Annotated in this window: 21 protein-coding genes; 3 read left to right on the top strand and 18 right to left on the bottom strand. The window is 40.4% G+C overall.

Features of this window, described 5'->3' with window-relative positions; translation table 11 throughout:
* The first annotated feature begins 12 nt into the window (after nt 1–12).
* Entirely contained in the window at nt 13–1170 is a 1158-nt protein-coding gene (locus IPJ16_07270) for a redoxin domain-containing protein (protein MBK7626990.1), read from the top strand.
* A gap of 11 nt (nt 1171–1181) precedes the next feature.
* A complete protein-coding gene (locus IPJ16_07265) occupies nt 1182–1928 on the top strand; it encodes a UDP-2,3-diacylglucosamine diphosphatase (GenBank protein MBK7626989.1) in 747 nt (248 codons plus the stop codon).
* Here IPJ16_07265 and IPJ16_07260 read toward each other — a convergent pair.
* The 16 genes from IPJ16_07260 to IPJ16_07185 all read right to left on the bottom strand — a co-directional run bounded on the left by IPJ16_07260 (nt 1925) and on the right by IPJ16_07185 (nt 21704).
* A complete protein-coding gene (locus IPJ16_07260) occupies nt 1925–3010 on the bottom strand; it encodes a hypothetical protein (GenBank protein MBK7626988.1) in 1086 nt (361 codons plus the stop codon). The two genes, IPJ16_07265 and IPJ16_07260, sit on opposite strands and share 4 nt — an antisense overlap.
* Before the next feature lie 97 nt (nt 3011–3107).
* Entirely contained in the window at nt 3108–3650 is a 543-nt protein-coding gene (locus IPJ16_07255) for an archaemetzincin family Zn-dependent metalloprotease (GenBank protein ID MBK7626987.1), read from the bottom strand.
* A gap of 26 nt (nt 3651–3676) precedes the next feature.
* Complete coding sequence (locus tag IPJ16_07250) at nt 3677–5017, bottom strand: sigma-54-dependent Fis family transcriptional regulator (GenBank protein ID MBK7626986.1); 1341 nt, start codon at nt 5015–5017, stop codon at nt 3677–3679.
* A 12-nt stretch (nt 5018–5029) separates the two neighbouring features.
* Nucleotides 5030–6700 carry a HAMP domain-containing protein gene (locus IPJ16_07245; protein ID MBK7626985.1) on the bottom strand — a complete coding sequence of 557 codons (1671 nt, stop codon included), beginning with the start codon at nt 6698–6700 and terminating at the stop codon, nt 5030–5032.
* 34 nt (nt 6701–6734) lie between these two features.
* Nucleotides 6735–7445, bottom strand: a complete 711-nt coding sequence (locus IPJ16_07240; protein MBK7626984.1) for a hypothetical protein — start codon at nt 7443–7445, stop codon at nt 6735–6737.
* Nucleotides 7446–7495: 50 nt separating this feature from the next.
* Nucleotides 7496–8725 (bottom strand): polysulfide reductase NrfD, encoded by a 1230-nt coding sequence (gene nrfD, locus IPJ16_07235; GenBank protein ID MBK7626983.1) that lies wholly within the window; start codon nt 8723–8725, stop codon nt 7496–7498.
* Complete coding sequence (locus IPJ16_07230) at nt 8718–9581, bottom strand: 4Fe-4S dicluster domain-containing protein (protein MBK7626982.1); 864 nt, start codon at nt 9579–9581, stop codon at nt 8718–8720. The genes nrfD and IPJ16_07230 overlap by 8 nt, the downstream gene beginning before the upstream one ends.
* Before the next feature lie 21 nt (nt 9582–9602).
* On the bottom strand, nt 9603–11318 hold the full coding sequence (locus IPJ16_07225) for a hypothetical protein (GenBank protein MBK7626981.1): 1716 nt from the start codon (nt 11316–11318) through the stop codon (nt 9603–9605).
* Between the two features lie 820 nt (nt 11319–12138).
* Nucleotides 12139–12675, bottom strand: a complete 537-nt coding sequence (locus tag IPJ16_07220) for a hypothetical protein (GenBank protein MBK7626980.1) — start codon at nt 12673–12675, stop codon at nt 12139–12141.
* A 115-nt stretch (nt 12676–12790) separates the two neighbouring features.
* Nucleotides 12791–13987 (bottom strand): Gfo/Idh/MocA family oxidoreductase, encoded by a 1197-nt coding sequence (locus tag IPJ16_07215; GenBank protein MBK7626979.1) that lies wholly within the window; start codon nt 13985–13987, stop codon nt 12791–12793.
* 122 nt (nt 13988–14109) lie between these two features.
* On the bottom strand, nt 14110–15648 hold the full coding sequence (locus IPJ16_07210; GenBank protein MBK7626978.1) for a YifB family Mg chelatase-like AAA ATPase: 1539 nt from the start codon (nt 15646–15648) through the stop codon (nt 14110–14112).
* Between the two features lie 161 nt (nt 15649–15809).
* Nucleotides 15810–17060, bottom strand: a complete 1251-nt coding sequence (locus IPJ16_07205; GenBank protein MBK7626977.1) for a DUF4249 domain-containing protein — start codon at nt 17058–17060, stop codon at nt 15810–15812.
* 85 nt (nt 17061–17145) lie between these two features.
* Complete coding sequence (locus tag IPJ16_07200) at nt 17146–18240, bottom strand: sugar phosphate isomerase/epimerase (GenBank protein MBK7626976.1); 1095 nt, start codon at nt 18238–18240, stop codon at nt 17146–17148.
* A gap of 39 nt (nt 18241–18279) precedes the next feature.
* A complete protein-coding gene (locus tag IPJ16_07195; protein MBK7626975.1) occupies nt 18280–19824 on the bottom strand; it encodes a Gfo/Idh/MocA family oxidoreductase in 1545 nt (514 codons plus the stop codon).
* Between the two features lie 177 nt (nt 19825–20001).
* Nucleotides 20002–20346 carry a P-II family nitrogen regulator gene (locus IPJ16_07190; GenBank protein ID MBK7626974.1) on the bottom strand — a complete coding sequence of 115 codons (345 nt, stop codon included), beginning with the start codon at nt 20344–20346 and terminating at the stop codon, nt 20002–20004.
* A 26-nt stretch (nt 20347–20372) separates the two neighbouring features.
* Nucleotides 20373–21704, bottom strand: a complete 1332-nt coding sequence (locus IPJ16_07185) for an ammonium transporter (GenBank protein MBK7626973.1) — start codon at nt 21702–21704, stop codon at nt 20373–20375.
* A 289-nt stretch (nt 21705–21993) separates the two neighbouring features.
* Between IPJ16_07185 and IPJ16_07180 the strand changes: the two genes are divergently transcribed.
* Nucleotides 21994–23898 (top strand): glycoside hydrolase family 97 N-terminal domain-containing protein, encoded by a 1905-nt coding sequence (locus IPJ16_07180; protein ID MBK7626972.1) that lies wholly within the window; start codon nt 21994–21996, stop codon nt 23896–23898.
* On the opposite strand, the gene IPJ16_07175 is transcribed toward IPJ16_07180, so the two are convergent.
* Entirely contained in the window at nt 23899–24612 is a 714-nt protein-coding gene (locus IPJ16_07175; GenBank protein MBK7626971.1) for a response regulator transcription factor, read from the bottom strand.
* Nucleotides 24612–25715, bottom strand: a complete 1104-nt coding sequence (locus tag IPJ16_07170) for a histidine kinase (protein ID MBK7626970.1) — start codon at nt 25713–25715, stop codon at nt 24612–24614. Before IPJ16_07170 ends, IPJ16_07175 begins: the two co-directional genes overlap by 1 nt.
* Nucleotides 25716–25741: the final 26 nt, after the last annotated feature.

Here is a 25741-nt window from a genome sequence, read left to right as displayed (position 1 = left end):
AAACTAACTTTAATGAAAAGGATTCTATTTCTCCTGACCTTAATTATTATTGTGGCATCATGTCAGGATAAGTCAAAATTTTCTGTAACAGGAGTAATAAAAGGAGAAACCAAAAAGCAGATCTATTTAAACAGGCTGGAAGTTGACAACCTTGTTTTTATTGACTCGGCAAAGGTAAACAGTAAGGGAGAATTCAGGTTCAGTGTTAAAGCGACTGACGCTGATTTTTACCAGATTGGCTTCTCTGAATCAGACTTTATTACGATTCTTGCTGAACCAGGTGAAAAGATAAAACTCCTGTTTGAAGGAAAAACCCTGTTTGAAAAATACAGTGTCGAAGGATCGGAAGGATCGGAAAAACTTCAGTATCTCGACAACACCCTAGCAGATACAAAGAGAAAACTTGACTCGCTTAGTACTGTCTATGCTAAAGCATCAAAGGAACCAGGATTCGATGTTGCCGGACCTCTCCTTGAGGAGAAGTATAATAAAGTTTTGATGGAACAAAGGATGAAAAATATTGATTTCATCATTAAAAATACAGGTTCCCTTGCTTCTATTAAGGCAGTTTACCAGAGGTTCAGCCCTGAAGCCTATGTTCTTTACGATCCTAAGGATCTGCAATTTATGAAAATTGTAACTGACTCTCTTTCATTGCATTATCCTAAGTCCAAACATGTTCAGGCACTGTCAAGGGACTTTTCCAAGGAGATGAATAATATGTATGTCAGCAAACTCGAAGAGATTGCAAAAGATCTCCCTCCTACCAAGCTCGACCCTGATCTGAAAAACACTGATGGAAAAAGGATAGCTCTCTCCTCTCTGAAAGGCAAATATGTCCTTTTAACTTTCTGGTCAATAAGATCGCAGGAATGTGTAAATGAAAACCTTCAGCTGAAACAATACTATAAAATTTATAAAAATAAAGGCTTTGAGATCTACCAGATAAACATTGATGAAGATGAAAATGCCTGGAAATCAGCCGTCAAATTCGATGAGTTGCCCTGGATAAGCACCAGGGAGGATGACCCGGCAAATCCGGTAAATGTGGTTCTGTTTAATGTAAAAGCCGTACCTACAAACTATCTCTTCGACAAAGAAGGAAAGATAATCGGAACGAATCTTCACGGTAAATCATTGCAGATAAAACTTGATCAGTTGTTAAATTAACAGCGTGTAATTTGGCCGATAACGGAAAAATATATTTCGCCTCAGACTTTCACCTGGGATTACCCGCAGGAGCACCTCCCATTGAGAGAGAAAAGCGGGTTGTAAAGTGGTTAAATACAATCACACCCGATGCTAAAGAAATCTACCTTCTTGGTGATATTTTTGACTTCTGGTGGGAATATAAACTAGTTGTCCCAAAAGGATTTACAAGGTTTCTGGGTACGATCTCAGCTATAACAGATTCTGGTATCCCTGTTCATTTTTTTACAGGGAATCACGATATGTGGGTCGGTGATTATCTTGTAAATGAGTGCGGTGTAATAGTGCATACTTCACCGGTTACAAAAATCTTCGATGGCAAGAAGATCCACCTCGCACACGGAGAGGGTCTTGGAACAAAAGACCAGGGATATAAAATACTTCTTTCCATATTCCGAAATAAACCCCTCCAGGCTATGTACTCTGCCTTGCACCCTTCAATAGGAATGGGTATCGGACACAGCTGGTCGCTAAGTTCAAGGCTGGGAAAAGGAATTACAAAAGAGTTCCTTGGCGAAGATAAAGAGGATCTTATCAGGTATGCAAAAAGTGTCCTTCAGACTGAGAAAGTCGATTATTTCATATTCGGTCACAGGCACCTGGCAATGAGCTATAAACTTCAGGAAGGAGTTGAAATAGTGTTCCTGGGCGACTGGATACGAAACGGAAGTTTTGCAGAATGGGATAAAAACAAGCTCTCCTTCAGGCTTCTCGACTAATCTCCCCTGTCCTCAACCTTTACAGTAAGAGTATAATAAGAATAGGTGTCGTTCACCTTTTCAAACTGATATACCAGTTTGCTGCCCGATTTCCGGGCCATATCGATAAGCCCCATATTACCTGTGCTATCAGTGGTTATAGTCTGACCAGAGAGGGATTTTCTGAAGAGTTCTTTCAGTCCAATCTTATCGTATTTATTAATAGTGTCAAGTTTTTCCTTAAGATGTTCAACCTTATCATTAAGGATCAGGTTACCTGTTGTGAGAGAGAATACCTTATCAATCAGCCTGATCATTGCCACCGGCATTCCAAATTCTTCTTCAGGCTCCCTTCCCGGACTATACTTGGCTACATTCTCGAGTATTTCGACAAGAATGCTGAACACTCTTTTCTTCAGATTTGACTCAACATCATCTTCAGATAGTTTTGTCTCAGTAAATGAGAGAACCTCTTTTCCCACATCCGGGGAGATATGTCCCGACCAGATGAGGTAAACACTGTTCTCGGCCATCAGTCTTTCAAGCTGTGAGACTGATTTACCATGAAATGGTTTTTCATTTGTACCGAAATGCGATCCGACACCACCTGAATCGACAGTTTTGCTAAGAATAAAATATGAGTAATCGTTGTCAAGTTTAACAAAGTCGTAGTCAAGCTTATTGCCTGTCTTTTTAGCCATCTCTATCAGGCCCAGACCGGCCCCCCCCTTGCTGCTGAATTCAGAGGTGCTGAGCATCTGCCTGTAAACATTTCTTATCTCTTTGGTTTCCAGACTATTGATCTCATCGAGCTTTAATTTGAGGTCCTTGATGGCTGATGTTGGGAGCACATTTCCGGTGGTAACCGTATATCCATTCCCTGATTTTGAATAGACAACAAGTGACATATCGGCGTGCTGGTTCTGAGTGCTGTGTCTGGTAACATTCTGCAGACTTTCAAGTACAAACATGAAAAGCCGTTTTCTGCCCACGAATCCAAATTCCGAATTCTCCATCTCTTTCTCCAGAAGCATAAGCAGAGGGACCGAGTTTTCAGTTGTAACAACGCCCCTGTATACAAACATAAGGCGTTCTTTCATCATTTTGTCTCGAATACGGCGGGTCAGATCCATGCAAAGAAGATCAGATATTTTTAGAGAAGTTAAAATTAGTACAAATTGATTATTTTACCAACAAAAATCAGGATAATCGGTTATTGCTCACATCACTCCTGCATTTATTGCACAGGCTGACACTTTTAAGGTCTATGTCTTCAACATATGTGCTGGATCGCATAACACAGGTTGAAACATGACAATGTATTAATCCTAAGGTATGGCCCAGTTCATGGATAATCTCTTTTCTGAAGCGTTCAGCAGCCAGCTTATCATCAGCACCCATTCCATAACGCTCATTGCTAAACCTGTACAATGAGGCTATACCAGTCCTGCCCGAGAGAAATGCCTGTCCAAAAATATATGTAAGAATAGGAATAAAAAGATCGACGTTAAATAGGCCAATAGTCTTACATGAATCGGAAGCATACATAGAATCAACCTCCTTAAGCAGCTTGTTTCCATTATACTGACGACGTCCGGGATCGTAAAATTCAGTGATATCAATATGGCCCTCCTTAATAATTACGGGGTAATGTAATTCGTGGGTCACTGTAGCGGCGATATTCTCAAGAAAACCATCCTCGAAATAGCCGAATGAGATCAATGTTATATTTTGCAGATCCATTTAAGAATTAAGAGTATCGGCTATTACTATTCTTTAGGCTTTAATCCGTACCTGCTGATTTTATTATAGAGAGTTACCCGGTCAACCTTGAGGGCTTTTGCTGCCCTGGAGATGTTCCAGCTGTATTTATTCAATATCATATAAATATGTGATTTCTCAAGGTCATCAAGGCTCTCAACAGAGCTGGTTATCATTGTTTTTTCCAATGGAAGGTCTTTCAGTGTGATCTTCTTTCCATTACCAACAACAATAGCACGTTCGATCATATTCTCAAGCTCTCTGACATTGCCCGGGAAATTAAACTCCTCCAGCCGTTTTAATGCGGAGGAATCGATTGTTAACGGAGGCTTATTCATCGACAGGCAATACTTCCTGATAAAATAATCAACAAGTAAAGGGATGTCTTCAATTCTCTCGCGCAAAGGGGGCACAAAAATATTTACAACATTAAGACGGTAAAAAAGGTCCTCTCTGAATAATCCTTTTTCAACCAGACTTTTAAGATCTCTGTTTGTTGCGCAAATTACCCTGAAATCTGAGGAGATCTCTTTGTTGCCACCAACCCTGGTGAATTTCTTAGTCTCGAGAACGCGCAGAAGATCTATCTGCATTTTCATCGATATCGTTGCAATCTCATCAAGAAATATTGTTCCGTTATCGGCCATTTCAAACCGGCCTTTCCGGTTATACATAGCTCCAGTAAATGCCCCTTTTTCATGTCCGAACAGTTCGCTCTCAAGCAGACTTTCAGTTAATGCACCGCAATGGACACTCACAAGGGGAAAGAACTTACGTGATGAATTAGAATGTATAGCCTTCGCTACCAGCTCTTTGCCAGTTCCGCTCTCACCAGTAATAACAACCGAGGAATTAGATTGTGCCACATTTTCAATATCCTTCAGTACCCTCTTCATTGGCTCACTTTCTCCAATCAGATCTTCAACATTCTCGAGTGTAAGGACTTTTGTACGAAGGCTCTCATTCTCTTCAGAAAGAGTTATCTGTTTTGAAGCATTTCTGATCAGATGAGACAGGTCGTCAGGATCGAATGGTTTTGTTACATAATCAAATGCTCCGTCTTTAAGTGCCTGAACAGCAGTATCAACAGTTGCAAAAGCAGTCATAACAATGACTATTGACTCTGATTTTAGTATTTTGATCCTCCGGAGCATCTCCAGTCCATCCATTCCGGGCATCTTGATGTCGGCAAGAATGATATCAAAACTCTCAGATTCAAGCATCGACAGGGCCTTGTTTGCATTTTCTGCAACTGCCACATGATATCCGTCCTCTATGAACCAGTTGAACAATGAATCTCGTACTGATTCTTCATCGTCAACAATTAATATCGAAATCTTTTTTGTCATAGTTTAATCTTCTTAAGTCCTTATAACAGGGAGTGTTATGGATATTGTGGTTCCCCTTGCAAGTTCCGATTTAACCCCAATAGTGCCATTATGGCTCTTAACAATGCCATGAACAATTGCAAGACCCAGTCCTATTCCGGAGGTATCCTGCTTTGTTGAAAAGAATGGTTCAAAGATGTGTGGAAGATCATCCTCCGGAATACCGATTCCGTTATCTGAAATATCTATTTTAATAGTATCACTATCCGGATTACTTGTTGAAATTATTATCTCGCCATTTTCAAGAACCGCCTCAGAGGCATTAACAAGGATAGCTACACACGCCTGTTTTATCTGGTTTGGACTGCAGAAAATAAGGTCAGATTTTGCTGTGAAGTTTGTTAAGAAGTTTATGTTGGCGATTTTTATCGGATGTGTCATCAGCTCATATGTCTCCTGAAGGATTTTATGCAGATGCTTTGACTCAAAATCTTCCTGCTCTTTTCTCGAAAAATCAAGAAGTCCCTTTACAATTTCACCACATCTTTTTGTCTCATTTTCAATGAGTTTAAGATGCTTTAACATCGAATCTCTTTTGGAAGCATAAAGCTCAGGGTCGCTCAATTGCTTGTATATAAGCTTAGTATATACTAGTATGCCGGAAAGAGGATTATTTATCTCGTGAGCTACCGACGATGATAACTTGCCAAGCGAGGCAATCCGTTCAATGTGTATCAATTCATTCTGGGCAGCTCCCAATTCTTCAGATTTCTTCTGGACTTTATATTCAAGCTGCTGTGACCAGTTCTGCAACTCTTCGGTAGCTGACTGAAGATTATCGAGCATATTATTAAATGCCTGAGAAACCATCCTCATATCGTTAAGCTGGTTCGGTTTGATTTCCAGTCGGGTGTTTTTATTACCATTGGAAACGGCAACACTGGCTTTAATAATCTCATTTAAAGGATCTTTTATATTTTTCCTTGTAAACAAAATCAGTGAGAAGACGAGAAGGATGGTTATAATTGTTGCAAGCAAATAAAATTTTGCAGAAGATCTGGCTACTGCTTCATCCAGGTCGGAAAGCGGAAGTTTGATAATTAGTGATCCAAGAACAACATCGCTCTCCGGATGGGCGTGACATGAAGCGGTATAACAGGATTTTTCATTCAGAATAGGAGATCTTATCAACAGATGCCGCTGACTATTATCATTCTTGTTCATGCTGCATTCACTGTCGAGGTCGATAATCCTGTAGGATTTTTCATTCCTCGGAAACATCGACTGGATATCGGGATGACAGCTTTTACAGTTCGGATCGGTATGTGTTGTTATATCTGATGAGAACGAGGAATAAACAAGGCTGTCTTTTGCATCATACATATTCACATCGTCGATCCCCGACATTGTATTAATTATGTCAAGGGTACTCTGAAGTGTGCTCTTATCATTCTGCAGCATGGAATGATATAAAGATCCCTCAACAATAGAGCCCACGTTGTTCCCGTTTTGCCGGATAACAGTATTAAGATTCTGTTCGTATACCGATCTGAATATTATACCGAAAGAGACAAACAGAATAACAGATGATACAGTTATGATATAGACTACCCTGCTGTATATTGAAGAACGAAAACTAAAATACTTTACAAGTATTGATTTTAACTTATTATCATTGGGTGTTCTGTTACCTGACAAACCCATTTTATGCCTGTGATTAGTTCATATTTCCAAAGTTCTAATTTAAAAAAGATTTTTGAAAATCCTGCCATACCGGTTCAGGTAGTTCTGAAAGTGGCCGGTCACATAATTCGCCGCCATCCTGCAGGATTACCATCGATGTTTCAGGGCTGTATTTTTTCACAGAATGTGCCATGAAATCTTTAAATCTTAACAGTTCCTTTTTAGACCAGTCAACAGCCTCATCAGCCAGAAAGTAAGTACTGGTTTCCTTTTTCCAGTCATCCGGTTTTATACTGTACACCCAGCCGTTGCCGTATGGATCTTCATTCAGAATACCGGGATTCTCATCAAGCAATGAATTCAGATCAACAATTTCGCCTGATAAGGGAGATGCAATTTTAAGAGTCTTACCATTTTGAATGACTTCTGCCATTATCTCTCCTTTTTGAATATAGTCGCCGCGGTCTCTCAGGTTTCTGAACCTGACCTCGCCGGTGATATGCATCAGGAAATCATCGAGACCAACCAGGGCATTGCCAGATTTCTGCAAATGCGCCCATGTATGGTTGCTGCTGTAAAAGAGTCCCTTAGGTATCCTCAGGATACCTGCTGTAAGTGCTCCAATTGCTTTCTTTATATTCACCTTAACTCCGGACTGTTTGTTTATAACCATCCAGAAAGGTATTATTAAAATAAGGAATGCGATTATAATCAGATATTCAATTCCTTTTGTCTCAAAAATGTTATTGTAGCTGAATCCGTCCATTGTATTATGTTTTGTGTATGAGCATTAATGCTTGCCCAAACCTGTTAATATTAATGTTTATCATTTACCCACGAAGGTGATTCCCTCAGTACCGGCATACGGTTGACTACCCATCTGAATATCCAAATCTCAGTAAATATAACTGCCAGGGTAACAACCAGTTCCATCCATGTAGGAATGTATCTTATCGCTGCGTCCCATTTGAAACCAATAACAGTTACATTGAGTCTGTTAAGTATTACTCCAAGCATTGTCAGTATTGCTGCTACCTTAACTAGGTTAATGTTTTTCCTCCGGTAACTGTAGAAAAACAACAGCATCGGAAACATTACAAAACCAAACATCTCAAGCAGATACCAATAACCCATTGGTGTAAAAAGAAGGTCCCAGCGCTTACCATGCACGAATACGAGAACCTGAAGAAAGAAATAGGCAAACATCGCAACTGCGCAGATCTTTGACAAACCTATTATAATACTGTTGTGAGATTTATGGTTTTCTTCGCTTATCTGATTGAAAAAGACCCTGTGACTTATTGATCCTTCGAAGATTACCATGGAGAGACCGGCAAAGATACTGGAAACAAAAAACATAATCGGAATGAATTCATTGTACCAGAGAGGATGAATTTTGTCTTTAGCCATCAGGTATAAAGCTCCCAGACCAGATTGGTGCAGAGTTGAAAGCGTGATACCGAAAATGACAGCTGCAACAGTCATTCCCGAGAGAATTTTTCTTGCTTTCCTGGCACCAAGCCATTCTGCAACAGCCGGTGAAAACTCAATGAGCTGGGCAATCATGTAGAGCAGGAAGTGCCATGCTACCAGAAACAATACTGAGCTTGTTCCGAAACTGTTGCCAATTATCGGGTTTATGACATTCCATGGTCTTCCCAGGTCGAGAAGCAGGGCTCCCGCATAGAATACATATGCCAGAAATCCGTTAAGCACTGTGATCCTGACAATTGAGTGATATTTCTGCATGTTGAGAATATACACCATGAATGTCAGTACATAAGCGCCCCCTGCAAATGCAACACCGGTAACAACATCAAATCCAATCCACAAGCCCCAGGGTACCTCCTGTGTCAGGTTTGTAACAGAGCCTAGTCCTTTCCAGAAGCGGATTACAATCAACACCAGTCCCAGAATCATTATGGGAATGGATATTATATTAAAAGGTGTGAGGAAACTCCCTCTGGGTTTCATTTCGCCTGCAAGGAATTTCCAGATGGATTTACCATCGTTGTCTTTTGCTATTGTGTAGTTTAGACTATTCATTCTCATCAGATTTGAGGTGATTATTTTTGGTTGATTCACGGATACCCAGCAAAATGGCCGGCCACAGAACAAATATTGTCGGGACGCTGTACAGGAACCCTTTCGATAAGGATGGATATGACTCCTTCTGAATGGAAGTATTCAGCCCAAGCTCTTCAAAAGGGACACCTGCGATATAAAGAAAACCTGTTCCCCCTGCTTCATGTTCGCCGTAAATATGATCGACATACTGATCGGGATTTTCGACAATTCTTTTCCTCGCCTCCTTAATCAGGTCGCGCCTTGGCCCATACATCAAAGCTTCAGCAGGACAATTCTCAACACATGCCGGTATTTTACCTTCACCCAGCCTGCTGTAACACATATTGCATTTTTCTATCTTCGGATTTGCACTATGATATTCGAATTTCGGAACATCAAACGGGCAGGAAACCATGCAATAGCGGCAACCCATGCATTTATCTCCTCTCCAGATCACAGCTCCCTCCTTTGTTTTATACATGGCCTGTGTAAGGCAGGCAGCAGTACAGGCTGGTTCGTTGCAATGCATACACTGCTTTTTCAAATAGGTTTCACCCTTACTTGAATTGAATGCATTAACTACCGTCCGGTGAACTTCATCAGTATTTCTGATAACACCTGCTTCAATAGCTGCAGTGGGTGAAGGCAAGCCGTTTGCCTCAGCACATGCTGACTCACAGGTCTGGCAGCCAGCGCATCTTGTTGAGTCGTAAAGAATTCCTTTGAATTCAATACTTTCTTCCTTTTTTGGTACTGCCCCGGCCTCTTTCCCGATAGCCAGTGTAACTCCTGTTACGCCCAGTACTTTAAAAAAGTCTTTTCTGTTCAGAGCCATAATATTTATATTTTATTGATTCTAAAATAATTCATGAAACCATATCTGTCTTGACGGGTCGATAAATTTCGACTGAAAGTCTTCCCATACTTCAGGTCCGAGATTCGACAGAGTGTTATCGACAAGCTCACCTCCATCCTGAAGTATAACCTGGGCATACATTTCCTTATCTGTTCCAAGGGCTGTGGCTAAGAAATCTTTCAGCCTGATGAATTCATTTTTAATATACTCCTTCTGCTTTTCAGCCATGAACAGCAGCTGGTTTTCCCTGTGCCAGTTTGAGGGCTCCATTCTATATACCCATCCTTCGTTATATGGTGAAGTATTAACTACTGATCCGTTTGTGTCAAGCATGGTGTTTATCTCTCTTATAGTTCCTGAGACCGGAGCATAGAGGTTCAGCTGTTTCCCGTTCTGAATGATTGAAAGAATCTGATCACCCTTCTTGACTTTGTCCCCTTCCTTTTTCATTTTGATCCTTGTTATAGTTCCTGTGATATGCTGAAGGAAATCATCAATTCCGACTTTAACATATCCGTTTTGTTCCATAAATGCCCAAGTATGAGTCTTATCAAAAAGGATTCCTCCGGGGACACTCAGCCCGTTGGTATTTAGTACAGGATTAGGTATCGGTGATGAGGTAGTCTGCAGTGTTTTATCCCTCCTGAAATACCTGATTGCGGAATCAGCCAAGAAGCCTGCCAGCACCAGGCAGAGAGTAAATATCAGAATAGTACCAAATACAGATTTATTCTCAGCATCTGCTCCTGCATAAACCTGTGCTTCATACAATTTATCGGTATTAGTGGCCCTTTCACTGATCAACAGATCAGAGTATCCGTTTGAATAAAGAAACTGTTGCCCTTCGTTAAGGACCCATTTCAGAAATGCTGACTCATTTTCACTTATTGGCTGTTTTAAAGTGACCGAATAAATATTACTGAATAATGATCTGGGATATTTTCCTATCCATACGCCTCTTGAAAAATTGTTTAAATCGGTATAGATATTCTCATTGTAATCCAGCACTCCGTTATTATTCCTGTCGATAGGCATCAGACTAATGTTTTCAATTAGTGCCTGATTCTGAAAATCTATAACATTTACCATTTTGCAGAATCCAATGCCGTACGGATCTTTTTGAATGGCAGCCAGCAATTCACTGCTGTTTTCTTTTTTAATACCAGCAATCTGCAATTCCGGTTTCCCTAAAAAGCCTGCTATTCCATCGGAGATTGTTTTATCATCGACAAAATAGAAATTTGCAGGAGTACTTTGTGAACCACTTAACAGTGTTCCCCAGTTTCTTCCTTCGCTGCGATTAAGGTATAAAAGCAGGTTCTCCGGAGAGATCCCTTTAAGATCTATTTCTTTAAGAAGGGGGTTATTTGAGTTTATTACAGGAATCAGAACATCTCTGCCAACAACAAGCTTTGAAAATGGTTCCTCATTCAGGAAAGAGGGGACATCACCTGATATGAACCCGATTTTTCCTTTTGTGGAAAGGGTTTCTTCCATACCGGCATCAGTAACTGAAAAAACACTGATTTTTGTCCCGGTATTTAATTTATTGTATTCCGCAGCCCACTTTGTTGAGATATTATACAAATCAGGGGTACTGAGGACCATAATTGAGTCAGACGAAAGGGATCTGCTCTCACTTAACGGTGCGTTTCCAGCGATACAGCTGTAACCTACTATTAATAAGCATGTTAAAAATGTGATTGCTCGTTTCATTGCTTTAGTTATTTGTTGTCTTTGTTAAAAATCTCTGTGTTCTGGCCATATTTTAATATCTGAATTTGAGGTTTTCAACAATGGTGCCAAATAATTTTCAACCCTCTATATATCTGTATTTCTGTTTGTTAGTCAATTTATTTCAATATATTAATTTTACAATAGTGTTGAATTAATATACAGTGTATATTTTCTATACTCTCAATGTTGTGATTATTAAGGGGGTTAAACCATGTGTGTATTTATTCAACACTTGATGATTTATACAACACTTTTCGTGTTTTTTAGATTTAATTGAAAGAAGAAGGAAATAATTTATTCAAATTATTTCTGAAGGAACAGGTAAATAATTTAATGGAGAATCCTGGCAGATTTCTATGCCACGAAGTGGCTAAATATGAAAAATCCGTGGTTGCCATCACATTTCTTTTTTAATCAATTGCTTAAAGAGATAAGGAGATCCCTCACTACCGCTCAGGGATGACAGGTAACTTGGTGACACATAGCAGGAACTTAACAAAAAAGATGTGTATAAAGATTAGGGTTACACCGGGGGTTATTCATATTGGGCTCTTTCAGAGCCGTTTGTCATAATACTTGATGTACAATATAATTTTATGGAGACTCGGAATAACACAGGTATTGTTATAAAGGTGGGGAGAAAGTCTTGCATATACCTTACAACACTTCCGTATTTCTTACCACAAGTCATGGCGCCTCCGAATATTACAGGGATTTTGAGTTATAAGGGATTATAAAAAAGAAAGCCTTTGCTCTAATCAGAGCAAAGGCCTTATAATTTGATTCTCTGCGAATATCCTTAGCTTTTCTTTGCAGCAGGATTAGGATGAGCGATTTTTGCGGAGAAAGTCTCGAAATTAAATTCTTTGTGGAAAGGATTCTCCTTATTATGGCATTTCACGCATAATTCTTTTGTAGGAAGAACCAGTCCCATCTTCATTGACTGCTCTCTGCTTTTCATTACAGCAGGAGATTTATATGCACTGCCTGGTCCGTGACATGATTCGCATCCAACACCTTCGGCCTGAGTTATGGTGCTTCTCATCTTGGGATCAACACTGTCAAAAGTAGAATGGCACTTCAGACATTTGGCGTCTTTTGCAGGGTCAGCTATACCGTTTTTCTTAGCATAATCAAGTGAAGCCTGACTGCTAAGTGATTTCATAGCCTGTGAGTGTGGATCTTTAAGCCATTTACCATACTGGTCGCCTGTAGCTGGCTTATTATGGCAGAGTTTACACTTATCAGAACCAATATACTTGAAATTCTGAGCTGAAGCAACGCTTCCCAGAAGCAATGCAACACAAATCATTAAAAGTCCTTTCTTTAATATCATAATCCTTAGTTTTAAGTAAATATTCTTTTAACAATCAACTGTTAATATTTTAACAGCTGCAACAAATATATAGAAAATATCATGCCAAAAATCTTTTATGATATTTATGCTCTTTTCAATTTTCAATAATCTTCTGTACAATCTGGCCCGATGATTTATCTTTAAGCATAATTTTTACCTTTCCATCCGGCATCTTCTCCTTTTTAATCAGAAAGAATTTTTCGTCATAATCCACAAGATCAACGTGAGAAGAGAGTCCTACTTTCCCTCTCCAGTCTGAAATCTCAACAGGCTCCCACTTTTTTGTTGAAGCAGATTTATAGCAGGCATCCATAATAGCATTAACTATATAGCCATCGTAAAATGTCTCCAGGGGGTCCCTTCCCGACTCCATAGATTCAAACATATCTGTAAACATATCGGAATAACCGAGCTCATTTACCTCATCTCCTACAGGAAAAAGCCAGCCGGTATCACTCTCGGTCTTTTCTGAAACATATTTATTTGTACTTCCTGATGTGAATACCTCAAATCCGGTTCTCAGCCAGTGATCTAGCCTTATTGTACCCTCAGTACCGGACACCTCATCTCTCAGGTCCATTCCTCCTCTGAAATTCCAGCTGACTTCTATCTGGGATATTGCACCTGTTTCATATTTAATCAGAGCTATAGCATGGTCCTCTGCTTCTATAGGTTTTACCTGAGTCTCTGCCCAGCACATTACCTCAACAGGCCTGATATCTTTTCCTATGAAATTCCTTCCTATCTCTATGCAATGGCAACCCAGATCGACCAGGGCGCCGCCTCCTGATTTGGATTTATCCCAGAACCATGCGCTGTGAGGACCGGAATGTGCTTCACGTGATCTGGTCCAGAGTATCCTGCCGCACGATCCGTTTTTAACCATCTCAACTGCCTTTAACGTTTTTGGCGTATATACAAGGTCTTCAAGATACCCCGTAAAGACTCCTGACTTTTCTGCAGCATCCAGGATCTCTTTTGCTTCAACTGCATTCATGGCAAATGGTTTTGTAACCAGTACATTCTTTTTTGCCCTGCATGCCATCAGTATAGTCTCTTTATGAAGGTAATTCGGAAGAGCCACAATAACTGTATCAATATCAGGATCTTCGATCGCTTCTTTCAGGTTTGTAGTATGTTTAGGAATATTAAATCTTTTGGAGAAATCCCTGGCAGATTCCTCATGAGCAGAACAGACATTAAGAATAACATCTTTTCTTCTGTGCGAATGCAACGACATTGCATAGAAGGCCCCTATAAGTCCGGTACCGAGTAATGATATCTTTTTCATTTGACAGGTTTTGAGAATTAAATTGAAAGAACTTGAGTCTAACAAATTTAATAAAAAACTTTTCCTGCCACTCCTCTGGGGTATGATTATTAGTCAGAGTGAGAGAAGCCGAACTCTGACCCTCATCCTGCCCACCCTTCCCTGTCGAGATTCCGGTAGTTAATTGCTTCTGAAATATGTTCGGCTGTGATATTATCAGAATCAGCCAGATCTGCAATCGTCCTGGCCACTTTTAATATGCGATCATAAGCTCTGGCCGATAATCCCCTGATCTCCATAGCTGTCTTAAGTAATCTGCCGCCATTCTCATCGAGCTGGCAATACTTCCTTTGCATCGACGACGACATCTGTGAATTAGAATAAACACCTTTCACCGATTCAAAACGCTTTGCCTGTATAGCCCTCGCTTTTACAACCCTCTCGCGAACAGTCGATGAGTGTTCCACTTTTCCGGAATCTGAAAGCTTATCATAATTTACCGGGACAACCTCAATATGAATGTCGATCCTGTCGAGCAGCGGTCCTGATATACGATTGAGATATTTCTGAACCATCCCCGGTGAGCACATACACTCTTTTTCAGGGTGATTATGAAACCCGCACGGACATGGATTCATTGAGGCCACCAGCATGAAGCTTGCGGGGTAATCGCATGTTGATTTTGCTCTCGAAATTGTAATTACCCTGTCTTCAAGAGGCTGTCGCATGACCTCAAGTACAGTTCTCTTGAACTCCGGCAGCTCATCAAGGAATAAAACGCCATTATGTCCCAGGGAAATTTCTCCGGGCTGTGGAAATGTACCACCGCCTACCAAAGCGACATCTGATATTGTATGGTGTGGCGATCTGAATGGCCTCTTGGTCATGAGAGCAGTATGGTCATCTATTTTGCCTGCAACCGAATGTATTTTGGTAGTTTCAAGCGCTTCCTCAAGGGTAAGAGGCGGAATTATTGTCGGAATTCTTTTTGCCAGCATAGTCTTGCCGGCACCGGGAGGTCCTACCATTATAATATTATGCATTCCGGCAGCCGCTACCTCCAGGGCCCTTTTAACATTCTCCTGGCCCCGGACATCAGAAAAATCAATATCATATTTATTCGCCTCACATGCAAATAGTTCCTTCAGGTCTACCCTTACCGGACTAAACTGACGTGAACCGTTGAAAAAATCAACAACATCTTTGAGATTCTCCATCCCATATACATCAAGTCCCTCAACTACAGCAGCTTCCCTGGCATTTTTTGAAGGAACAATAATTCCTTTGAATCCTTCCTCCCTCGCTCTCAGTGCAATAGGCAAAACACCTTTTACAGGCTGCAGGGTTCCGTCGAGCGACAGTTCCCCCATCATTACAAAAGATTCAATGGCACCTTTTGTTACTTCCTCATCGGCAACAAGTATGCCCATCGCCAGAGGCAGGTCGTAAGATGATCCCTCCTTGCGGATATCAGCTGGAGCCATGTTTATGACAACCTGTTTTCCGGGCCACTTAAAACCCAGCGAACGGAGGGCAGATGCAATCCTGTGCTGACTCTCCTTCACAGCTGAATCAGGCAATCCAACAAGAAAAAACTGAATACCACGTGAGACATTAACTTCAATAGTTACAGTGGCGGCATCAATACCATTTACGGCACTGGCAAATGTTCTTATTAACATAGTGATAAGTTTTTAGCACGAAACGAAACACTTATTCAAATATAGGAAGAATAAGATAAAAGACAAAAACCTGATCTGATTTTTAAAAGGCAGAAGAATTATACACATAAGAAAATGAATGCCCTGCGTGAGTCGATATAGAAATTTTTGTAACAGGTCAATTATTCCAGATCAATCCAAAAATCCGGTTTTGTTGTAAGTCCGGAAGTTTCGCATACGACACATGCAGTTGGAGCAAAAACTAATTCAAGTAGATTCCTGACATATACATGACCCGCAACAAGAGTATTGGGGGTGACTTCAGGTCTTACAAAAACATACTTGCCCTTATCAGTATACATGTGGTAAACATCGTCCCATGTAAAGTTTGCAGTACCAAAATCATCAGGTGATTTAGGGATCTCGTCGCAAGCTGATCTGTAATGAGGGAGATTTAGTGCCTCAAGCTCATGTGACGTTACAAAGAGTCTTTTCCGGGTAACCGATGATACTTCAAAGAAACCCAAAACCTGTTCCTCCCTGTTATTCACATTATGAATATTACTTATTACAGGAAATGGTTGTGAAGCGAAAATATCTCCTCCGGCTTCCCCGGCTTTCTTCAGATTATTCCAAAAGTTGAATTCCATCTCGGAAATTGAGTACTGTTTTACTAGTATGCTATATTGAATTGTCAGTCTGTCAGATTTAACCGGAGCAATAAAGCTGATCTCCTTTTTTAACATCTGATTATCTTCACCCGGGAGGATTGAACCTGTTATTATTTCACCCGGTTGATACTTCTTCCAGCAAAATGATTTTATAACAGGTACATACTCAAAATTTATTGTTGTATCATTAACGTACTCGTATGTGTACACCTGTGGGTTTGGCATCCTGATCTTCCAATCCTCTTCATAGGACCAGCGGAAGAATTTATTCATTTCAGGTGCAACTGATGAATTAACAAATATCTTAAGACCTGTAAATAACTCTCCCAATATTCCGGAAATCTCTTCACCTTTCTCAAAATAAATTTTATCAATTGGGGCAACAGGCAACATAACTGACTCTTCGGATTTATAATCTTTTCCGTCACTTGTAATAATTTGGAGAGTGTACTTCTGGCCGATTACACCTGTAAATGAAGTGCTGTCAGTTTTATAGTATCCGTCACCACAATGCTGAAGAGTGACCTTTCTTCCATTTCCATCAATGATGCTGACATTGGCATCATTAACCATCTCAGGTATAGACTCTTCGTGGCTTGTTGTCCTTCCAAGCTTGATCTTATAAGGTTTATTTTCATTAGTAATTAGACCCTCCACCACAAGAAGTGAACTATAGTTATTGAGGACCGGAATATATGGATCGATACATGATGCGAATGCAACCAAAAGTAAAAATGAAACAATTTTTTTTATGGCTCCCATTCAAAGAAATTCTAAGGAGGTAAACGTAAAGAAAAACCCGGGTAATCATTGCAGACCACCCGGGCTTTGAAGGTGTTATGTTATTCTAAATAAGAATATTACGTGCATACTGAACACAGGTTGCAGTTTCCTTCACCTGATTAGACCATGGTTTAATTTCATATTCAAGTTCAATATCTGCGTGTATCGGCCACTTTGATTTTTTAAGAAGAAGCAGAATGTCAGAAATTGGAGATTCGCCTTGTCCCCAGACCTGGTTTGTATTTGCCGGATCTGTTTTCGGACCGGTTTTATCTTTCATATGAACACTTATAATCCGATCGTGGTATTTTTCAATAATTGTATTAGGGTGAATTCCTGTTGAACCGAAGAAATGACCCGTATCAAAATTCATCATAACTGATTTTGAAACTGCGAGGAAAGGATCATAACTAAATCCGGGAGTTGCAAATTGCATATGATTATGAAAAATGGCATACATCCCATGCTTCTCAGCAAATGGAGCCATTTTTTTAACAGCTTCCTCACCTATTTCATCGCAAACTCCTTTAGCACCCATAGCTTTTGCAACTTTGAAAGCATAGTCAATCTCCTCATCCGACCAGCGCGATGGAGAGAATTTTACAATATGAGCACTGATACCAGCATCAGTTAGAAGTTTTTTGGCAGCTTCAACTTTTGACATTGGAAGAGATATCCTCCAGTCTTTTAGATCAGCAGCATACTTTTCAGCTGCAGCTATCTGTTCGGGAGTCCTCTGGGGACGTTGCTGAGCTCCGCCAGCCTGTGCTCCGGGTGCTCCGGGTGCCCCTGCCGGCATTCCGCCTGCGGGAGGTGCAGCAGGCCTGGGTGCGCCACCCATTCCCTGCATTGGATTCTTTGGTGCTCCAAGGAATGTCTCCAGATCACCGCTCATAAGTTCAATATTGCTTATACCTGATTCTTTGCAATATTTTACAATGTTTTCAAGTCCGCCGGGCATGCTCCTCCAGCTATAGGTTATTGCGCCAAATTTAACGCCACCGAAATTTGAACCACTTTCCTTTTTGGATGCAGGAATTGATAATCCGCCAACATTACCAAATGCAGAAACAGGAACAACTGATAATGCGGCTAAAGCAGCACCATTACCAAGGAATTTACGCCTTGAAATAGCCTTTTTTGATTTATTACTTTCCATAAATTTAATTATTAAGTAGATTGATTAGATAGTCTGAAATTATAATGCCCATCCGTTGCGGTACTCATAATGAAACATGCTGTTTGCCTCAGGCAGATTGGTAATTTTCATATTGGCTGCATCATACTCAAGAGTCACGTTAGCACGCTGATGTTTAACAGCTATGTTTGTCAAAAGCATAATTTCAGTTAGTTTCGATGCAATTGCAAAATCATTGCATGATTTTTTGCCATTTTTAATAGCACCAATCCAGTCTTCAAAAATATTACCTGTGCGGGGGATAGTTGCAGCAGGACCAGTGAATCCGGGATCAGCAGGAATAAGTTCCGGAACTGCTCCGTGACTTGCATGAGTGATTATACCTTTTGATCCATAGTATGTTGCATCTTTCATTGCACGGCCGGCTTCAAGTTTCTCAGGACGCGGAGGCCTTAATCCGCCATCTGTCCAGGTTACTTTTACTGAAGGCATATTGCCCCTTGCAGGAAATTCATATGTAACAAGCTCACAAAGAGGCATATAATCAGTGCTATATGGAGAACTTGTAGCCTGAATTTTTGTTGGCATACCAAGGTTCAGAGCCCATATTGCAGCATCAAAGATATGAGCACCCATATCTCCCATTGCACCTGTACCATAATCCCATAAACCTCTCCAGAAGAAGTGAAGTGTATCGGGATGATAAGGTTTTTCAGGAGCCGGTCCGAGCCATACATCATAATTTAGTCCGGCAGGAGTTGGCATTCCTGCAGGTCTTTTCATGTCGCCCTGAGGCCAGAATCCCATCGGACGGTTAGTTGATAACTGAACCTCCCTTACATCGCCTATTACGCCTCCCTGAATCCATTCAACAGTTTTGCGTGTCCCTTCAGTTGCATGCCCCTGGTTTCCCATTTGGGTAACAACTCCTGTCTCTTTTGCGAGTTCTGCAAGTTTACGGCATTCAACAATAGTTTTCGCCATTGGTTTCTCAAGATAGACGTGCTTTTTAGCCTTCATAAAGGCAGAAGCTATTATTGCATGGTTATGATCGGGAGTGCCTATGACAACTGCATCGATAGATTTTTCCTTTTCAAGCATTTCGCGCCAGTCGGTATATTTTTTTGCTTTAGGATATCCAGCGAGAATATGTCCGGCATAAGTATGATCAACATCGCAGAGTGCATAGATATTTGCCAGGGCGATTTTCTGTCCGCTTCCTGCGGCTCCCATTTGAACTGTTGCGTTTGTATTCATGCCTCCCGGAGCTCCTGCTGCACCGGCAGGACGTTGTCTTGCAGCCATTCTTGCCTGCTGCTCAGCAATCTGTTCAGCAGTCATTGGAGTACCGTTGGAGTTTCTCTGTGGTCTTGCAATCGGAACATCAGGTGAACAAATCTGCTGAATGTCACCACCTCCCTGGCTTCCAACCCCAATTCCGGCAACATTAATCATATCGCTGGCAGCTGTATATCCGGTTCCTCCCATTACATGACGGGGAATTATTGTAAATGCTGCTGTTGCTGCAGCTGTTGTACCCAGAAAGTTCCGCCTTGAAATGCTTTTACTTTCCGACGATTTCCTGTTTAGTTTTTTATTACTCATAGTAGGTAGATAATTGGTAGGTAATTAGTAAGAGATGATAAATTTACAAAAACAGTTTAATCTTAGTTAATAACCTGAGTATAAATGCAACTAATTATATTTTTTTAACATTTGGTAATAAAAAACCCGGAGCGTTAAACTCCGGGTTTCAAAACTAACTAACCAACCTAACAAACCCTATATTGCAGTACCGCCTCTTTCTCCGGTACGTATTCTTATGCACTCTTCAAGAGGTGTGATGAATATCTTGCCATCGCCAACTGAACCGGCTCCGTTTGTTCTCGCAGATTTAAGAATTGCATTTACGGTAATATCAACAAATGCCTCATTTACTGCTATTTCAATTTTTATTTTGGGTATGAGATCCGGGACGATTCTCTGTCCCCTGTACATCTCTTCAATCCTCTGCTGACCATGTCCGGATACCCTGCTAACTGTTATTCTTGTAATCTCAGCTTCGATCAGAGTCTCTCTGACTTTGTCAAGCTGTACCTCTCTTATTATTGCTGTTATTAATTTCATTTTATGATGTTTATAAGATTAGTCAATTAACTTGGATTTAACATACCATAACCTCTCTCCCCATGATAGGCTCTGTCGAGACCAGCCATTTCATCATCTTCCTTAGATCGTATCTTCATAATCTTATCAAGGCTGTAGAGAATTATGAAAGTCATTACACCTGCGAATACTATTGCAATTCCAACTGCCAGTGCCTGTACTCCGAGCTGATTCCATACGGTCCATTTTCCTCCGGCTGCAACAGCAGCTTCAGCCATCCATGATTTACGGATAAAGAAAACAAGGAACAGAGCACCAACGATTCCGCCAACTCCATGTATCCCGAAAGCATCAAGGCTGTCATCATATCCGAGTTTATTTTTCAACTGAATTGCCATATAACAAATAACTGAGGCCAGAATTCCAAGGGCCATTGCTCCATAAGGCTGAACAACACCGGCTGCAGGGGTAACTGCTACAAGTCCGGCAAGGATACCGCTGGCAAATCCAAGTGCTGTTGCCTTACCCTGATGGTAACTTTCAATAAGTACCCATGTAAGTGCACCGGCAGCGGCAGCAACCTGAGTGGCTGTGAGAGCCTGAGCTGTGCTTAATCCGGAAGATATACTGCTACCTGCATTGAATCCAAACCAACCCACCCACAATAGTCCTGCACCAAGCATTGTTATTACGAGGTTGTTCGGCCGAATGACCTGGTAAGGATATCCGCGGCGTGCACCCAGATATAATGCTGCAACCAGGCCACTAATCCCGGCTGATATATGCACTACTGTACCTCCTGCGAAATCTATGGCACCTTTTGCTCCAAGATTGAAAAGGAAACCATCAGAAGCCCAAACCCAGTGACAAAGCGGATTATAGACAAGCAATCCCCAAAGAGCAATGAAGAAACAATATGCTTTGAAAGCTATCCTTTCAGCAAAAGCTCCTGCGATAAGCGCAGGTGTAATAATTGCAAATTTTCCCTGGAACATTGAAAAAACGTACTCCGGAACCCCGGCATCCATGACGTTGGTATCAATTCCTTTGAGGAAGAAGTAATCAGGATTCCACCCGAACCATCCGCCAAAAACATTTGTACCAAAACTCATGCTATAGCCCACAATTACCCATAAAACGCTGATGATTCCCATAGCCACATAACTATGCATAATCGTTCCCAGAACGTTTTTTGACCTTACCAATCCTCCGTAGAACATTGCAAGTCCGGGTATCATTAATAAAACAAGAGCAGTGGAAGTTAACATCCACGCCGTTGCCCCTGTGTCAATCGGTGTTCCGTCTGCAGCAAACAGACCCGTGCTGCTTATCATCAGCAGCACTACCATTAGCAGTTTTCTTTTTCCTGACATCTTCATCACATTTTTATTGTTACCAATAGGCAATTAATTTTTCGTGACAAACATAATAAATTTAGGGGGTCAGATCAAATATTTTACTATTTATTTTATTTTACATATCTTTTTTAGGGGGTACATACGTCTTTTTTATTCTTTTTTGATTTATATTCCCCTTTTTTATAGGGGTGTTTGGAATTTATTTATATTTTTTCTAAATTATAAGAGATGCATCTTCTCCTTGTGTTTTTAAAAGATTTTGATTCAAAGAATTAAAATATACCTTTGAATACCCTAAGCTTAAAATCAAATGAAAAAAGAAATCCTGACCATATTTATAGCGGTAATAATTGCCAGTGGCTGTTCATTTCAGAAAAAAGTAGATGTATATTCTCCTGATGGAACAATAAAGATTCAAATCAAACAATCAGACAATAATACGGTGAATTCTCTGGTTGGATTTTCAGTAAGCTCAGGTGGCAGAACTATTTTGCTTCCCTCTAACCTTGATATAGTACTGAAGAACCATGATGACATTTCAGGATTCCGGATTACAGGCACATCAACAATGAAATCTGATACTATCTGGATCAATCCTTTTGGAGAGAGAAGAGAAGTACCGGATAGTTATAATCAGACTACTATTTACCTCGAGAGTTCCTCATTGAAACTAAATCTGATCTGCAGGGCTTATAATGAGGGCGTTGCAATTGCGTATGTGTTTCCTGAACAACCGGGTATTGATTCCATCGAAATAGCTGATGAGAGATTTACCTTCAGATTCCCTGAAGATTACAAAGCCTGGTCTGCCGCCAGGGCACAGGCTATGTATAAACATGTACCACTTAGTCAGATTGAGAAAGGTTGTGAGAGGCCTCTGGTAATTGAATATGATACGACACTGACAATAGCACTTGGTGAAGCTAAACTGATAGATTATGCCAGAATGAAGTTCGAACCAGATTCATCGGGCGGAATATCAATAAGAAGCCGGCTTGACGGAGAAGTTAAAATGGCTCTGCCTTTCCAATCGCCCTGGAGATATGTTATGATAGGGAAAAATGCTGGCGACCTTCTTGAGAAAAACTATTTTGTTCTTAACCTTAATGATCCTTCTGCAATTGAGGATATGTCGTGGATTAAACCGGGAAAGGTGCTTCGTGAGGTTACCCTTACAACAAAAGGTGCCATAGCAGCCATTGACTTCACATCATCTCATAATATGCAGTATGTGGAATTTGATGCCGGATGGTACGGACCGGAAAACAAGGATGAATCTGATGCGAAGGCTGTGAATCTCGATCCTGCAAGATCGAAAGGGCCGCTTGATATGAGGGAGGTTATCAGCTATGCCAATTCAAAAAATATTGGCATCCTTTTATATGTAAACAGAAGAGCACTTGAAAGACAGATAGACACTCTTTTACCTATATATAAAGAGTGGGGAATAAAAGGAATTAAATTCGGTTTTGTTCAGGTAGGAAACCAGAAGGTCACAGGCTGGCTGCATGAATCAATTAAGAAAGCTGCTCAATACCAAATGGTTGCTGATGTTCATGATGAATACAGGACAACAGGATTTTCGCGTACATACCCCAACTTCCTGACAATGGAAGGAATCAGGGGAGACGAGGAGAGTCCAACAAATTCACACACTCTCACTACCATGTTCACAAGGATGATTGCCGGACAGGGTGATAATACGATATGCTATTATAATGAGAGAGTTGACAAGAAAATGGGATCACATGCATCCCAGCTTGCTAAAGCGGTTTGTATCTTCAGTCCTTTACAGTTCATTTACTGGTATGATAAAGCATCTCCATCTCTTAAGAAAGATGATGGATTATGGGGCACCACTAATTATATAGGAGATGAACCTGAACTTGAATTTTTTAACAATGTTCCGACAGTGTGGGATAATACAAAGGTTCTTTATGCTAAACCCGGTGAGATAGGTGTAATTGCGAGAGAAAAAGATAAGGAATGGTTTGTCGGGGGTATTAATGGTGAAACCGCAAGGAAATTAGATATCAGACTGGAATTCCTTTCACCCGGTGTAAAATACTCAGTAAAAATTTATTCAGACGATCCCGCAATTGAAACAAGAACACGTGTTAGGGTTGATAGTACTGAAGTAAATAATAAAACTGTCCTTCCTGTAAGCCTTGCGGCAAATAATGGCTTTGCAATGCACATCAGACCGCTAAAATAATTACAGGAAGTTTTTGTCAAGGTACTCCTGGAATATGTCTTTGTACTGATCGCTGACGGGGATATACTCCTTGCCGAAAACAATTCTGCTTCTTTCAATAGTATCAATCTTCTCAAGGTTCACAATAAATGATCGGTGGACCCTCATGAACTTACTATCAGGCAGTTTTGATTCAAGTAATTTAAGTGAGGTGAGCGATAATAAAGGCTTGCTGGCATTTTGAGTAAATACCTTTACATAGTCTTTAAGACCTTCAATATAAAGGATATCATTGAAATTTATCCTCTTAATCTTATAATCAGATTTAAGAAAAAGGAATTCATTATTGGCATCAACCTTAATGGCAGCTCTCTTTTCAAGGCTCATCAACCTCTGGACTTTTTGAATTGAGACAAGAAACTCTTCATAACTGAAAGGCTTCAGAAGATAATCAACAATCTCCAGTTTGTACCCCTCAAGGGCATATTTCTCAAATGCCGTAGTGAAGATAACTTTCGGTCCTTTTTCCAGTAGGCGGGTAAATTCGATTCCTGAGAGATCCGGCATTTGTATGTCTACAAAGATGAGATCAACAGTCTTATCAGCCAGAAATTCAGCTGCATCGATCGGATTGTCGAATTTGCCCAGCAGCGTTAATCCGGGCGTCTTTTCGATATAACCTGTTACAAGCTGAAGCGCAAGAGGTTCATCATCGATGGCAATAGTTGTAATCATTATGCAATTTTAATCTGAAGAAGTATCTCAAATTCTGCATCGGATTTGTTTATTTTCAGGTCGTGGCTGCCGGGGAACAGAAGGTTCAGTCTTTTACTTACATTTTCCAGTCCTATTCCAGAATGTCCGCTTTCAGAGTCTTCCCTTGATTTAGTAATGCTATTGATGCATCTGAATGAAATGGAATCATGATTTGTTGTCATGCTAATATCAATGAATGATTTCTCCCTGTAGCTTATCCCATGCTTAAATGCATTTTCAATAAACGGAATAAAGAGAAGCGGGGGGATACTTTTGTCCTCATAGCCCTCAGGAAATGAAATTGAAAGATTGATCTTTTCACTCATTCTGAGCTTCATAAGGTCAATATAATTATTCATAAATTCTATTTCATTACTCAGCTTTGTGTTACCCTGTTCAGATTCATATAGCAGGTATCTCATTAATTTTGAAAGCTTTAATACTGCTTTTTGTGAGTCGTCCTGGTTAATGCTTATAAGAGAGTAGATATTATTCAGTGTATTAAAAAAGAAGTGAGGGCTGATCTGATTTTTAAGGAAAGCGAGTTCTGAATTAAGTTTTTCCTTCTCGAGCTCTTTCTGCCATTTCTCAATATCGGAGTGCCGTTCCAGCACTCTTAATCCAACTGAAAAGAAAACAAGGAACATACTGGTAAAAACATAATTGAAAAGATGCATCTGACGAAAAGGGGGACGCCCTAAAAACTTGTCGGGAGCCGGAGGGCCTGGTTTACGCATTTCATTTTGCTGACTGCCTGCAATAACTGATTTTGCCTGTCCGGGCACATATTTAAAAACCAGCTCATTCAATCCGTTGGATGCAAAAAAGAAAAAAACAAGCATCCCCAGCACAGTAAGATAGTACCTGAGCTTCTTCTTATTAAAAAAGAACCTTGGTACAAGAACAAGATAATTAAGATAGAATATTATCCCGCTAACTACATTACTTATATAATAGAGCCAGATAAAGTCATTCCCAACATCAAATCTCTGAACAAAGTAGAGTGGCAGGCCCAGAAGAATTGCCCATGCCAGAACATGAAGAAATATCTTAATCTTGTTACCTGTGAAAAAGTTTTTCATAATATTACTTCCCCTGTTAAAAGCTG

This window comes from Bacteroidales bacterium, from assembly GCA_016709865.1.
Lineage (GTDB): Bacteria > Bacteroidota > Bacteroidia > Bacteroidales > VadinHA17 > LD21.
This window is presented reverse-complemented; position numbering and strand designations above follow the sequence as displayed.

Excerpts from the sequence above, each read along its gene's own strand:
- IPJ16_07230 (MBK7626982.1), bottom strand. The coding sequence starts at position 9,581 with ATGGCTCTGAACAGAAAAGACTTTTTTAAAGTACTGGGCGTAACAGGA.
- nrfD (MBK7626983.1), bottom strand. The coding sequence starts at position 8,725 with ATGAATAGTCTAAACTACACAATAGCAAAAGACAACGATGGTAAATCC.
- IPJ16_07270 (MBK7626990.1), top strand. The coding sequence starts at position 13 with ATGAAAAGGATTCTATTTCTCCTGACCTTAATTATTATTGTGGCATCA.
- IPJ16_07220 (MBK7626980.1), bottom strand. The coding sequence starts at position 12,675 with ATGATATTAAAGAAAGGACTTTTAATGATTTGTGTTGCATTGCTTCTG.
- IPJ16_07195 (MBK7626975.1), bottom strand. The coding sequence starts at position 19,824 with ATGAGTAATAAAAAACTAAACAGGAAATCGTCGGAAAGTAAAAGCATT.
- IPJ16_07180 (MBK7626972.1), top strand. The coding sequence starts at position 21,994 with ATGAAAAAAGAAATCCTGACCATATTTATAGCGGTAATAATTGCCAGT.
- IPJ16_07250 (MBK7626986.1), bottom strand. The coding sequence starts at position 5,017 with ATGACAAAAAAGATTTCGATATTAATTGTTGACGATGAAGAATCAGTA.
- IPJ16_07210 (MBK7626978.1), bottom strand. The coding sequence starts at position 15,648 with ATGTTAATAAGAACATTTGCCAGTGCCGTAAATGGTATTGATGCCGCC.
- IPJ16_07185 (MBK7626973.1), bottom strand. The coding sequence starts at position 21,704 with ATGAAGATGTCAGGAAAAAGAAAACTGCTAATGGTAGTGCTGCTGATG.
- IPJ16_07260 (MBK7626988.1), bottom strand. The coding sequence starts at position 3,010 with ATGATGAAAGAACGCCTTATGTTTGTATACAGGGGCGTTGTTACAACT.
- IPJ16_07205 (MBK7626977.1), bottom strand. The coding sequence starts at position 17,060 with ATGGGAGCCATAAAAAAAATTGTTTCATTTTTACTTTTGGTTGCATTC.
- IPJ16_07245 (MBK7626985.1), bottom strand. The coding sequence starts at position 6,700 with ATGGGTTTGTCAGGTAACAGAACACCCAATGATAATAAGTTAAAATCA.
- IPJ16_07170 (MBK7626970.1), bottom strand. The coding sequence starts at position 25,715 with ATGAAAAACTTTTTCACAGGTAACAAGATTAAGATATTTCTTCATGTT.
- IPJ16_07190 (MBK7626974.1), bottom strand. The coding sequence starts at position 20,346 with ATGAAATTAATAACAGCAATAATAAGAGAGGTACAGCTTGACAAAGTC.
- IPJ16_07225 (MBK7626981.1), bottom strand. The coding sequence starts at position 11,318 with ATGAAACGAGCAATCACATTTTTAACATGCTTATTAATAGTAGGTTAC.
- IPJ16_07215 (MBK7626979.1), bottom strand. The coding sequence starts at position 13,987 with ATGAAAAAGATATCATTACTCGGTACCGGACTTATAGGGGCCTTCTAT.
- IPJ16_07240 (MBK7626984.1), bottom strand. The coding sequence starts at position 7,445 with ATGGACGGATTCAGCTACAATAACATTTTTGAGACAAAAGGAATTGAA.
- IPJ16_07200 (MBK7626976.1), bottom strand. The coding sequence starts at position 18,240 with ATGGAAAGTAATAAATCAAAAAAGGCTATTTCAAGGCGTAAATTCCTT.
- IPJ16_07255 (MBK7626987.1), bottom strand. The coding sequence starts at position 3,650 with ATGGATCTGCAAAATATAACATTGATCTCATTCGGCTATTTCGAGGAT.
- IPJ16_07175 (MBK7626971.1), bottom strand. The coding sequence starts at position 24,612 with ATGATTACAACTATTGCCATCGATGATGAACCTCTTGCGCTTCAGCTT.